Raw genomic sequence first — 12,501 nt, forward strand, 5'->3', positions numbered from 1 at the left:
GCATTGAGACCGTCTTGAATCCTGGGATCAGGGATGGTGTCTCGCCTTCATATTCACGCACCACGACACCTGGCCAGGGTGCCGTATCCTTGTAGCCCGTGGCTTGAGCCTCGGCGGGCCTGATCATGGCAGTCGAAACCGCTGCCAACGCGATTCCCAGTGCGGACCTTCGATCGACCTTCCTCATCGCTTTTCTCCCGACGTTACCGAACGAGCCGCCGCAAATGCAGCGCGCAAGGTTCGTGGTGAACGGTGGTGCGAAACCGAAAAAAGAACGGCCTCTAGGAGAGCGTGCCTGCCGATGGCACCAGTGCTGCTCGTTTGCCCGGACGGTGATTTCGGCGCGTCCCGTTTCAAGGGCCGTGACATTCTACGCCACCTGACGCATCCGGGGAACAGGTGGCGTTGCACGAAGACACTGCGGCCTGTCGGAAATGTCCGAAATTGGCCTTTAGCCGGCTTGAACCAAGTGCGCCTCGCTTGTCCGCACCCGGGGCTGATGCGGACATTCGTCGGCAGGCGGATCTGTGGGCATACGTCCAGTGCTTTCCGGAATGCTGCCCCCGAAGGCAGTCCCGCTTTGATCTAGATCAAGATCGCCTTAGACGAGTGAGTGTCACCTGCATCAGCTTCAGGGCGGCCAGTGCGGCACCGCGGCATTCGTGGGGCGAACAGAGGCCAAGCGCGCAGATTGGGATGTTGGACCACGGTCCGATGTCACGCGAGGATTTTGCCACGTAGCGCGGAAAAGATCGGCTGGGAGGTGACGCCTTGCGAGCGAAGTCCAGGCGCGCGCGCGATATCGCCATTTGCGATGGTCCGTCAGATATCGACCAGATGATCTGCATACCCGGCGGCACATTCCGCATGGGCTCGGACAAGCATTATCCGGAGGAGGCGCCGGCACATCGGGTGAGTGTCGATGGCTTCTGGATGGATCGCCATCCTGTCACAAACAAGCAGTTCGGAAAGTTCGTCAAGGCTACAGGTCACGTTACCGTGGCCGAGATTGCGCCCGACCCGAGAGACTATCCCGGGATTCTGCCGCACATGATTTATGCGGGCTCCTTGATGTTCTTGCCGCCACGGCACCCGGTCGGCCTGCGCGATTTCAGCCAGTGGTGGACCTTCGCCAGGGGGGCTGACTGGCGGCATCCCTACGGACCGAATAGCAACATCGATGCGCTCGATCATCATCCCGTCGTGCACGTGGCTTTCAACGACGCGCTTGCCTACGCGCAATGGGCTGGCAAGGAACTGCCGACCGAAGCGGAGTGGGAGATTGCGGCACGCGGCGGGCTCGATGACGCCGAGTATGCGTGGGGTGACGAATTCATGCCGCGCGGCCGTCACATGGCCAACACCTGGCAGGGTGATTTTCCGCACCAAAACACCAATGCCGACGGTTTCGAACGCACCTCGCCAGTCACCGCATTCCCGCCGAACGGCTACGGCCTTTACGACATGATCGGCAACGTCTGGGAATGGACAGCCGACTGGTATTCCCCCAGGCATGAGGCGGATGTGACGAAGGCCTGCTGCATCCCGGAGAATCCGCGCGGCGGGCGTGAGGCCGACAGCTACGACCCAAGAACAACCAACGTGAAGATTCCACGGAAGGTCATCAAAGGCGGCTCGCATCTGTGCGCGCCGAATTACTGCCGACGTTACCGGCCGGCAGCGCGTCACGCGGAGCCGGTTGATACTTCCACGAGTCATCTTGGCTTTCGATGCATCAGTCGGGGAGTTCCCAATGCATCATAAACAGGAGAGCGTAGCCATGTTGAGTTCTATGTTGCCCGACGAGCCGTCGCCGCCTACTGGAACGCCGCCCCGCAAGACATCTGGCTGGCTCAAGGGGGTCTGCGCCTCGCTGCTCAGCACGACGATGCTGATGGCCTTGTCCGGTCCGGTCAGTACACCGGCCTTGGCACAAAACCAGCAAAAGCCAAACATCCTCTTCATCATGGGTGACGACATCGGCTGGATGCAGCCGAGCATCTACCACCGCGGATTGATGGTCGGGGAGACGCCCAATATCGATCGCATCGGCAACGAAGGCGCAATGTTCACGCACTACTACGCTGAGCAGAGCTGCACGGCCGGGCGTACGGCCTTCTTAACCGGCATGCAGCCCGTTCGCGTCGGCATGGTCTTGCCGGAAATTCCCGGTAGCCCATCCTATCTGCGGACGGGGACGCCGACGCTTGCCAAGTTCCTGCTCGATCTCGGCTACACCACCGGCGAGTTCGGCAAGAACCATCTCGGCGACCACACCGAGTCGCTGCCGGCTGCGCAAGGCTTCCAGGAATACTGGGGCTATCTCTATCACCTCGACGCCATGCAAGGGGTGAGCTTCCCCGACATCAACAAAACCGCGACCCAGCAGACCCTTGCGCCGCCATGCAAGAACACGCCGATCCCCGGCGTGGCTGAGGTCCCCGGCGCTGTAGATCCCAGGACCACGGTTTGCCTGACGCCGCCGCGTCCGATGCTCGCCTGCAAGTCCTCGGACGGCACCGCAAAGAACATGACCTGCAAGGATGAGGGCCCGCTGACTCTCGAGCGATCCAAGACCGTGGACGAAGAAATCTCGGCCAAGGTCGTTGACTTCCTCGATCGCAACGACCCGAAGAAGACCAACAAGCCGTTCTTCGTCTGGTACAACCCGGCGCGAATGCACATCACGACCGTGCTGCCGGACAAGTATCTGACCATGGTGGGCGAGCCTGGCGGCAAGGATTGGGGCGTCAACGAAGCCGGCATGAAGCAGATGGATGACAACATCGGCGTGGTACTGAAGAAGCTCGAAGACTTGGGCCAACTCGACAACACGATCGTCGTCTTCACCACCGACAACGGCGCCGAGACCATCACCTTCCCGGACGGCGGCGTCACACCGTTCAAGGGCGGCAAGCTGAGCACCTGGGAGGGCGGCATGCGCGCTCCGATGGTGATTCGCTGGCCCGGCGTCATCAAGCCCGGCACGGTCAAGAACGAAATGTTTTCCGCCCTCGACTGGCTCCCGACCCTCGTCGAGATCGCCGGCGGGCCCAAGGGCGACGCACTGAAGCAACAGGTCGAGGCCGGCTATCCTAATATGGTCAAGACCACCCTCGACGGTGTTAATCAGATCGACTATCTGAGCGGCAAGTCCGACAAGTCGGCCCGCGACCACTTCCTGTATTACTCCGGCAAGGAGCCGTCGGCGGTCCGCTACAAGAACTGGAAGATGTACTTCGCGATGGTGTCGGACTCACCAGCTGGCTTCATTGCCGGTGTGCAGCCCTACTCCTGGACCCAGGTCGTCAACATCAAGCGCGATCCTTTCGAAACCTCCGTTGGTACACAGCTGAAGACGTTGTTCGGCATGGCCGGGGCTATTGCTTCTCCGTCTACTGCCTACGTCTATGATTGGAACATGCTGCCGATCGGCCAGCAGCTGTGGCTGAGGCACCTAGAGACCTTCATCAAATTCCCGCCGCTGCAGGACCCGGCCAGCTACAACCTGGAACAGGTCATGCAGCGAGTGAAGGACATGAAGACGGCCGGCCGCAGCGACTAATGGCAACATCTGGCCGCGATTGAGAACAACAGAAGCGGCCGGCGCGAAAGCGCCGGCCGCCTGTCCCCGGGCATCCAGAAACTCCACGAGAAGCGCAAGATGAGGCTTTCAACGAAGATTGGGCCGAAGCTCTCTGTGACTGCGACCGCCGGAGATCGAGCATGAATCGGCGCAGGCACATCTGTTTCGGCATGGTGGCATCGTTCGTTGCCATGATGGTCGCTCCTGCGTCAGCACAACAGCAAAAGCCGAACATTCTCCTCATTCTCGCCGACAACATCGGCTATGGCGACATCGGAGCTTACGGCGGCGGCGAACTGCGCGGGGCGCCGACGCCGCGCATCGACCGGCTTGCCGCCGAAGGCTTGCGGCTGACGCAGTTCCTGGTCGAGCCGTCCTGTACCCCGTCGCGCGCCGCCTTGATGACCGGGCGCTATTCCATTCGCTCCGGTCTGTCGCTGGTGGCTGTCGAGGGGACTCCAATCTCGCTGCCGGCAACAGAAATCACCATGGCCGGAATGCTACGCGAGGCAGGCTACGCCACGGCGATCTTTGGCAAATGGCATCTCGGTGCCCAGCCTTATAGCCAGCCGCAGAACAAGGGTTTCGACGAATTCTACGGCATCCCACCCGGCGACACCTGGGATGCCTTCCTCATGATCGAGCAGGCTCGGCAGACCAAGACGCTCGATATCCCGATCGATAAGGGGCCACAGATCGTGGAGGCCGCGCGTGGGGAGCCGCTCAAAGCGGTGAAACCCTACACGGCGGACGTGCGGCGCGAGATCGACTGGGAGCTGGCGGAGCGCGGCGTCGATTTCATGCGGCGCCAGAAGGCCGTCGGCAAACCGTTCTTCCTCTATCTGCCGATATCGCGGACGCACTTTCCGAACCTGCCGTCAAAGCGGTTCGAGGGCCAATCCCGCGTCGGCCAGTTCGGTGATTCCCTGATGGAAGGCGATGCCATCGTCGGCAGAATGCTCGATGCACTCGATCAGCTCGGTCTCGCGCGCGACACCATCGTGGTGTTCGCGTCCGACAATGGCCCTGACGGTCCCGTCTCGCGCCCATTCGGCGGCGGCATGCCGGACATGGGCTCGTCCGGGCCGTGGCGCGGGGCGCTGGGTGACATAAGTGAAGGATCGATCCGCACCGCCGCCATCATTCGCTGGCCGGAGCGAGTAAGGCCTCGATCGTCCAACGCCATGTTTTCGATCATGGATTTCTTCCCAACCTTCGCGCGGATAGCCGGCGGCAAGGTGCCGGATGATCGCCCGATCGACGGTATCGATCAGACCGACCTGCTGCTTGGCGGGAACGACAACGGGCGTCGCGAACATCTCCTAACCTTCGTCGGCCCGTCTCTCGTTGCGGTGCGCTGGAAGCAGTTCCGCATCTATTTTGTCGACGTGGCGCCGGGCCGTAGCGGCCCCGGCGGCGCGACCCTCTTGGGAGGAGTCGGCGCCAGCGCAGCACCGATGAACGGCTATCCCAAGGTGTTCAATATCGAAGCGGACCCCCACGAGGAACACAACATCGGAGAGATGTACGAATGGGTGATCGGCCCGGCGCTGAAGACGGTCGAGGAATACAAGGCAAGCCTCGTGAAATCGCCGAACCCGCCGGCCGCGAACATGACTCGCTTTTGAACAGCGGCATGCAGCAACGCAATTCAACGCCATGGAGATCGAGGATGAGTACGACCCCGAACACTTGGCCCAGCATTCTCGCCATCATGGGCGACGACATCGGCTGTTGCAACATCAGCGCCTTCAACTGTGGCACCGAGCGGAACTATCCGGGGAGGCGACCATGAATCCGCAGTTTCCTCGCATGGACCGCCGCGTCCTCCTCTCCTCGCTGGCGACCGTCCCCTTGCTCTCTGCTTTACTCCGTTCCGCGCCCGCGGTGGCGCAAGCGCAGCGCGATCCATTGCCGTCATGGAACGAGGGCGCGACCAAGGCTTCGATCCTCGATTTTGTCACCCGCGTCACGACGCAAGGCGGACCTTTCTTCGTTCCTGTCGAGCAGCGCATCGCGACCTTCGATAACGACGGCACCCTTTGGGTCGAGCAGCCGATGTATGTGCAATTGGCCTTCGCCCTCGACCGAGTGAAGGCGCTGGCGCCAATGCATCCGGACTGGAAGACCAAGCAGCCGTTCGCGGCGGTGCTGGACGGTGACCTGAAGGCGTTGGCGGCTTCCGGCGAAAAAGGGTTGGTCGAAATCATCGCCGTGACGCATGCCGGCATGACGACGGCTGAATTCGAGAGGATCGTCACCGATTGGCTTGCGACCGCGCGAGATCAGCGCTTCAAGCGGCCCTATACTGAACTGATCTACCAGCCGATGCTGGAATTGCTGGCCTATCTTCGGTCCAACGGCTTCAAGACCTTCATCGCGTCAGGCGGCGGCATCGAGTTCATGCGTCCGTGGACTGAGAGGATTTACGGAGTGCCGCCGGAGCACGTCATTGGGTCGTCGATCAAGACCCGGTTTGAGATCAAAGACGGCGCGCCAACGCTTTTCCGGCTGCCCGAAGTTAACTTCATCGATGACAAAGCAGGAAAGCCGATCGGTATCAACGAGCACATCGGCCGGCGTCCGATCGCAGCATTTGGAAACTCCGACGGCGATTTCGAAATGCTGCAATGGGCGACGCTCGGCTCCAGCGGCGCACGGTTTGGTCTGATCGTCCATCATACCGACGCCGAGCGCGAATATGCCTACGACCGCCAGTCACATTTTGGCAAACTCGAAATAGCGCTCGACGCCGCGGCGGTGAACAGGTGGACCGTGGTCGACATGAAGAAGGATTGGAAGCGGATCTTCGCATTCGAATAGGTGAGGTGGAGCGTTCCCGAAGCGTACCCAGCGAACTAGCGATGTCAGCTTGTGGGCCACAAGCTGACATGACCAAGTGCGCCTCGCGTGTCCGCACCCGAGGCTGATGCGGACATTCGCCGGCAGGCGGATTGATGGCCACACGCCCCGGATCGAGGTGCGTGCCGAGCCCCACTTTGCAAACAACAAAAAAGCCGGCGTTGCCGCCGGCTTTCGTGTCTGTTGGCTCACTGCTGCGCGATCAGTGCGCGGCTTCGAGAGCGGCGGCTTCCTGCCGGGCGATCGTGCCCTTGACGGCCGACTGCACCTTCTCGAACGCGCGGACCTCGATCTGCCGCACGCGCTCGCGCGACACGCCGAACTCGGCGGCGAGGTCTTCCAGCGTCATCGGCTCGTCCGCCAGGCGCCGCGCCTCGAAGATGCGGCGTTCGCGCGGGTTGAGCACGCCGATCGCACCGTTCAAAGCCTGGCGGCGATGATCGAACTCCTCGCTCTCGGCCATCAGGGCTTCGGCGTTGGGCGAGTTGTCGACCAGCCAGTCCTGCCATTCGCCGGCTTCGCCGTCGTCGCGGATCGGGGCGTTGAGCGACGCGTCACCGCCGAGGCGGCGGTTCATGTCGATCACGTCCTGATCGGTCACGCCGAGGCGCTTGGCAATCAGCTTCACCTGGTCGGGGTGGAGATCACCCTCTTCCAGGGCGGAGATCTTGCTCTTCGCCTTGCGCAGGTTGAAGAAGAGCTTCTTCTGGTTCGCGGTGGTGCCCATCTTCACGAGCGACCAGGAACGCAGAATGTACTCTTGTATTGACGCCTTGATCCACCACATGGCGTAAGTGGCGAGACGGAAGCCCTTCTCGGGCTCGAATCGCTTCACCGCCTGCATCAGGCCGACATTGCCTTCCGAGACGACCTCGGAGATCGGCAAGCCGTAGCCGCGATAGCCCATGGCGATCTTGGCCACGAGCCTGAGATGGCTGGTGACGAGCTTATGCGCCGCGTCGCGATCGTCATGCTCGCGCCAACGTTTGGCGAGCATGTACTCCTGCTGGGGTTCCAGCATCGGGAACTTGCGGATCTCGGCGAGGTAACGTGAAAGGCCGGATTCTCCATTGAGGACCGGCAACGTAGCTGTACGGGCCATTTGAGCGCCCTCCAGTGGTTCAGGCCCCCGATAGCGGCGGGCCCGGCAGGTGGCCGCTGGGTTAAAGCCGGCCATGCTGCGATGTTCCGCGCTGGATATTCAGCGCAGGTGCAACATACACCAAACTGTCCGTGATAGGGAAGGATTGCTGACGTCACGTCCCCGTGTGGCAGGTATAACCTGTTGTCATAACGCGGCTTTTCCGGAAGGGGTGCGTCATACCGCCGCTTCCAGCGCCCGCTGCAGAAGAAGCAAATCCTCCGGCAAAGGCGCCTCCCAGTGCAAAAGTTCTCCGGTCCGGGGGTGTTCCAATGCCAGCAGATAGGCGTGCAGGGCCTGCCGGCCGAGCGCGGTGAGTGCGTCCTTACCTTCCGCGCCGAGCTGCCCGGCCTTGGTCTTGAAGTGGGCGCCGTAGACGCTGTCGCCGAGCAGGGGATGGCCGAGATGGGCGAGATGCACCCGGATCTGATGGGTCCGCCCGGTCTCGAGCCGGCACGCCAACAGCGAGGCGACCACCTTGCCGTCGCGGCCGGCAAAGCTCGAGAGCACTTCGAAATGGGTGATCGCCTCGCGACCGCCCTGGCGCACCGCCATCTTCTCGCGGGCGTGCGGGTGACGGTCGATCGGCGCGTCGATCGTGCCGTGGGGCCGGTTCGGCATGCCCCAGACGAAGGCCATGTAGCCGCGCTCCATCGGGCCGGTGCGGCCATGGTCGGCGAACTGCGCGGTCAGCGACTGGTGGGCGTGGTCGTTCTTGGCGACCACCATCAGTCCCGTGGTGTCCTTGTCGAGGCGGTGCACGATGCCCGGCCGCTTGACCGCGCCGATGCCGGACAGGCTCGAGCCGCAATGGGCGATCAGTGCGTTGACCAGCGTCCCCGTGGCGTGGCCGGCGGCGGGATGCACCACGAGGCCCCTCGGCTTGTCGATGACGATGATGTCGTCGTCCTCGAACACGATATCGAGCGCGATGTCCTCGCCTTGGGGTTCGGCGGGCGCGGCCTCCGGCACGTCGATTATGATCGTATCGCCCTTGGCGACATGATAAGCGGGGTCGCGGACGACGGCGTCCTTGACGGTCACGGAACCGGCGAGGATCAGCGCCTTCAGCCGGGACCGCGACAGCTCGGGACTGCGCTGCGCGAGCACGCGGTCAAGCCGGGCCGAGCCCTCGTCGCCGGCGACGACGACCTCCAGCTTCCGAGCGCCATTCGAAGAGACTTGTTGCGAAGACACTTGCAAAGATAGAGCCTTGTGATGACCGACACCGCTGTGACCGAACCGACCCCCGACCAGGCCGCGCTGATCGCGCGGGTGCGGCGCATGATGCTGATCGCGGGCCTGACCTCGGCACTGGCCGTGGCCGTCGTATTGATTGCCATCGGCTACCGCCTTTATCGCAGCGAGGGAAGCCCCGTTTCCGTTTCCGACGTCACTGCTGCGCTGCCGAAAGGCGCGCGCATCGTCGCCACCGGTGTCGCCGGCGAGCGATTGATCCTCACGCTTGACGTGGGCGGTGCAACAGAGATTCGCACATTTGATGCAAAGACGCTGAAACCTGTCGGCAGGCTGAGCTTCGTCAACGAACCCTGATCGCAGCAATCGCGAAGCCGCGCCGTCGATCAACCGAAAGCTGCAGCGTATTTTTTGCGCATGCGTTCGCGCATCGAGAAGGTGTGCCGCCATCTTTTCGGCCGAGTTGCACGTTCAGCTTGCGCCATGTCGCGATCCAACCCGAGCGCTTCCGTCGAACAGTCTGGTGAGTCCGATGTGTCGGGCTCGTGCGCCGACCCGACGCGCCGCGCGATGTTGACCGCGCTCGCGAGCTGCGCCTGCCTCGCCGCGATCGAGCCAGCGGCCGCCGACGATGACGAACAGCCCGGCGCCAATGAGCGGCCGCAAAAAGCCGATCGGCTCGTGCGCGCCGAAGGCGACAAGGCGGGCCAGGTCATCAAGCCGGAAGATCTCACCTTGGGCGGCCCGCCGATTCGCGCCTGGCCGCAGGACCCGAACACCTCGGTCGTCCGCAAGGGCTCGCGGCTGAACGAGGTCGTGCTCGTCAAGCTCGATCCGAGCGAACTCGACGATGCCACGCGCGCCCGCGCCCCCGACGGCATCGTCTGCTACTCGGTCGTCTGCACGCATGCCGGATGTCCGATCACTGCCTGGTTGAAGGAAGAGCAGGGCGACAAGAACGTTCTGAAATGCCTCTGTCACAACTCCGAATACGATCCGCGGCAGAATGCGCAGGTCGTGTTCGGGCCGGCGCCACGTCGCCTCGCGGCATTGCCGCTGACGGTTGCCGACGGCGCGATCACGGTCGCAGCGCCATTCGTCGGAAAGGTGGGTGCTCAGCAGGGAGGATGAGGCCACATCGGGATTTCTGCATGACCTAAACTGAAAAAATCAAAACAGAGCAGGGAGGTAGCATCTCATGACAAGCAAGCAGTGGTTACTGTCGAGTTGTGTCGCATTCACGTGCCTCATTTCGACCTATGCCGTCGCGGGGCCGATCGAAAACTACAGTTCGGTGACCTCAGCGCGTCTCGAAAATCCCGAACCCGGCAACTGGATGCTGTATCGCCGGACCTATGACGGACAGGGGTACAGTCCGCTCAACCAGATCAACACCTCCAACGTCAAGGACCTCAAGCCGGTCTGGACCTTCTCGACCGGCGTCATCGAGGGCCATGAGGCGCCGCCGATCGTCAACAACGGCGTGATGTTCGCCGCGACCCCGATGGGGCAGGTGATCGCGCTCAACGCCAAGACCGGCGAGGAGTATTGGCGCTACAAGCGGCAGCTTCCCGACGATCTGTTCCAGCTGCACCCGACCAGCCGTGGCGTCGGCCTGTGGCAGGACAAGGTCTACTTCGCCACCACCGACGACCATGTCGTCGCGCTCGACGCCAAGACCGGCAAGGTGGTCTGGGACACCAAGGTCCAGGACTACAAGAAGGGCCAGTATCTGACGCTGATGCCGCTTGTGGTCGACGGCAAGGTGATCGTCGGCGGCTCCGGCGGCGAGTTCGGCGTGCGCGGCTATGTCGTCGCCTACGATGCCGAGAGCGGCAAGGAGCTCTGGCGCACCTTCACCATCCCCGGCGAAGGCGAGCCCGGGCACGAGACCTGGAGCGGCGACGACTGGAAGTCGGGCGGCGGATCGGCCTGGATGACCGGCACCTACGACAAGGACAACAAGACGATCCTCTGGGGCGTCGGCAACGCTGCGCCGTGGCCGGGCTCGGCTCACGCCGGCGACAACCTCTACACCAGCTCGGTGATCGGCCTCGATCCCGAGACGGGCAAGATCAAGAAGCACTTCCAGTATCACCAGAACGATTCCTGGGACTGGGACGAGGTCGACGCGCCGATGCTGGTCGACCTGCAGCGTGACGGGCGCACGTTCAAGAGTCTGATCCACCCGGGACGCGACGCGATCTTCTGGGTGCTCGAGAACAAGCCCGACAAGATCAACTACGTGTCCGGCTGGCCGTTCGTGAAGACCAATGTCTGGAAGGGCATCGAGGCCGAGACCGGCCGACCGATCGTCGATCCCGAGCACAAGCCGGTGATCGGCAAGCGGGTCGAGTTCTGCCCGTCGCTGTGGGGCGGCAAGGATTGGCCGTCGGCGGCGTACAGCCAGAGCACCAAGCTCGTCTACGTTCCCGCCAACGAGAACTTCTGCGGCGGCTTCACAGGCGAGAAGCAGCCGCTGGTACCCGGCCAGCTCTGGCTCGGCACCAAGCCGGAGGACATCGGACTGACGCCGGCACCGAACGCCGATCATTTCGGCGAGTTGCAGGCGTGGGACCCGGCAACCGGCAAGAAGGTCTGGCAGCACGACTTCAAGACCTCGCAGCTGTTCGGCTCGGTGACGGCGACCGCGGGCGACCTGGTTCTCGCCGGCGGCACCAACGACCGGATGTTCCGCATCTTCAACGCCAAGACCGGCGAGCTGTTGTGGGAGCAGAAGACCAATTCCGGCATCATGGCGATGCCGATGTCCTATGAGGTCGACGGAACGCAATACATCGCGGTCCAGTCGGGCTGGGGCGTCGACGCGCAACGCATCCAGGATGCACTGGCCGGCAAGGTCAAGGGCTTCGAGAACAACGTCCCGCAAGGCGGCGTGATCTGGGTGTTCGCGCTCGACAAGAAGTAAGCGCGCAATCAGGAGCGTGATCCGATTGAATCGGATCATGCTCCCGAGCTTTTGTCGGACTCAGCGACAGGGGGCGATGCGATCGGGAAGCGGCGGCTGGGGAGACCGCCGCTTCCCGGTCTGCGCTTGCTTTATTTGCCCTTGGTGTCGACCTTCCGCTTCTCGTCGTCGTTCATCTGCCTGATCGTGGGGTCGCGGCTGGCTTCGCCGGTGGTTTGACCGGTGGTCGACGGCGGGCCGCTGCTCGGAACCGAGCTCTGGTCGGGCAGCACCCGCGCCGGACGCGTCGCCGTTGCGCTTGGCGGCGAGGCGGTTTGTGCGAGCGCAGCCTGTGTCGCAAAAAGAAAGACGCCCGCGGACAAGGCTGCCGCGAGCGTCCCGAATGTCTGAGGCGGGGTTCTCATCGATCTGCTCTCTCTAAAGCGCGATCGATGAGAACGGCCCGTCTCGCCTAACGTTCCAGCCTCACGTCTCCAGCTGCTTGCCGATCGGAAGGGCGCGGATGCGCTTTCCGGTCGCGGCAAAGATCGCGTTGATCAATGCCGGCGCAAACGGCGGCACGCCGGGCTCGCCGACGCCGCTCGGCGGGGTGTCGGCGCCGGGCGGCACGATGTAGACGTTGGTGATTATGGGTGACTCGTCCATCCGGATCACCGGGTAGTCGTCGAAATTGCCCTGCTGCACCTTGCCGTCCTTGAAGCTGATCTCGCCGTATTTGGCCAGACTCAGCCCCATGATCGCGGCACCCTCGATCTGCGAGTGGATCCGCTCCGGATTGACATAGGT

At 62.9% G+C, this 12,501-nt stretch carries 11 protein-coding genes and 1 pseudogene; 7 read left to right on the top strand and 5 right to left on the bottom strand.

Annotated features, from left to right (window positions below; all coding sequences use genetic code 11):
- A pseudogene (locus tag PMN64_RS38260) lies at positions 1 to 187 on the bottom strand (hypothetical protein); the annotation flags it as partial.
- A gap of 650 nt (positions 188 to 837) precedes the next feature.
- Between PMN64_RS38260 and PMN64_RS38265 the strand changes: the two are divergent.
- From PMN64_RS38265 to PMN64_RS38280, 4 genes are all read left to right on the top strand, one after another.
- Complete coding sequence (locus PMN64_RS38265; RefSeq protein ID WP_411784507.1) at positions 838 to 1,764, top strand: formylglycine-generating enzyme family protein; 927 nt, start codon at positions 838 to 840, stop codon at positions 1,762 to 1,764.
- A gap of 124 nt (positions 1,765 to 1,888) precedes the next feature.
- Positions 1,889 to 3,565: an arylsulfatase gene (locus PMN64_RS38270; protein WP_411784508.1), complete on the top strand. Its 1,677-nt coding sequence runs from the start codon at positions 1,889 to 1,891 to the stop codon at positions 3,563 to 3,565.
- 161 nt (positions 3,566 to 3,726) lie between these two features.
- On the top strand, positions 3,727 to 5,214 hold the full coding sequence (locus tag PMN64_RS38275) for an arylsulfatase (protein ID WP_411784502.1): 1,488 nt from the start codon (positions 3,727 to 3,729) through the stop codon (positions 5,212 to 5,214).
- A 184-nt stretch (positions 5,215 to 5,398) separates the two neighbouring features.
- Positions 5,399 to 6,409, top strand: a complete 1,011-nt coding sequence (locus PMN64_RS38280; protein WP_411784509.1) for an HAD family hydrolase — start codon at positions 5,399 to 5,401, stop codon at positions 6,407 to 6,409.
- Positions 6,410 to 6,650: 241 nt separating this feature from the next.
- Here PMN64_RS38280 and rpoH read toward each other — a convergent pair whose 3' ends face one another.
- Together rpoH and PMN64_RS38290 are read right to left on the bottom strand one after the other, a co-directional pair.
- The gene (gene rpoH, locus PMN64_RS38285; RefSeq protein WP_028343435.1) at positions 6,651 to 7,550 is read right to left on the bottom strand and encodes an RNA polymerase sigma factor RpoH; all 900 of its coding nucleotides are present in this window, start codon (positions 7,548 to 7,550) and stop codon (positions 6,651 to 6,653) included.
- A 216-nt stretch (positions 7,551 to 7,766) separates the two neighbouring features.
- On the bottom strand, positions 7,767 to 8,786 hold the full coding sequence (locus PMN64_RS38290; protein WP_411784503.1) for an RluA family pseudouridine synthase: 1,020 nt from the start codon (positions 8,784 to 8,786) through the stop codon (positions 7,767 to 7,769).
- Positions 8,787 to 8,807: 21 nt separating this feature from the next.
- Between PMN64_RS38290 and PMN64_RS38295 the strand changes: the two genes are divergently transcribed.
- From PMN64_RS38295 to PMN64_RS38305, 3 genes are all read left to right on the top strand, one after another.
- Entirely contained in the window at positions 8,808 to 9,143 is a 336-nt protein-coding gene (locus PMN64_RS38295; RefSeq protein ID WP_018269854.1) for a hypothetical protein, read from the top strand.
- A 126-nt stretch (positions 9,144 to 9,269) separates the two neighbouring features.
- Positions 9,270 to 9,917 (top strand): ubiquinol-cytochrome c reductase iron-sulfur subunit, encoded by a 648-nt coding sequence (locus PMN64_RS38300; protein ID WP_411784504.1) that lies wholly within the window; start codon positions 9,270 to 9,272, stop codon positions 9,915 to 9,917.
- A 67-nt stretch (positions 9,918 to 9,984) separates the two neighbouring features.
- Positions 9,985 to 11,715 carry a methanol/ethanol family PQQ-dependent dehydrogenase gene (locus PMN64_RS38305; RefSeq protein WP_411784505.1) on the top strand — a complete coding sequence of 577 codons (1,731 nt, stop codon included), beginning with the start codon at positions 9,985 to 9,987 and terminating at the stop codon, positions 11,713 to 11,715.
- Positions 11,716 to 11,846: 131 nt separating this feature from the next.
- On the opposite strand, the gene PMN64_RS38310 is transcribed toward PMN64_RS38305, so the two are convergent.
- On the bottom strand, positions 11,847 to 12,119 hold the full coding sequence (locus PMN64_RS38310; protein WP_304498860.1) for a hypothetical protein: 273 nt from the start codon (positions 12,117 to 12,119) through the stop codon (positions 11,847 to 11,849).
- Positions 12,120 to 12,180: 61 nt separating this feature from the next.
- Positions 12,181 to 12,501, bottom strand: a 321-nt coding sequence (locus PMN64_RS38315; protein ID WP_411784506.1) for a molybdopterin cofactor-binding domain-containing protein, incomplete at its 5' end; no start/stop codon positions are given.

It is taken from the genome of Bradyrhizobium sp. UFLA01-814 (assembly GCF_046718885.1).
Classification (GTDB): Bacteria; Pseudomonadota; Alphaproteobacteria; order Rhizobiales; family Xanthobacteraceae; genus Bradyrhizobium; species Bradyrhizobium elkanii.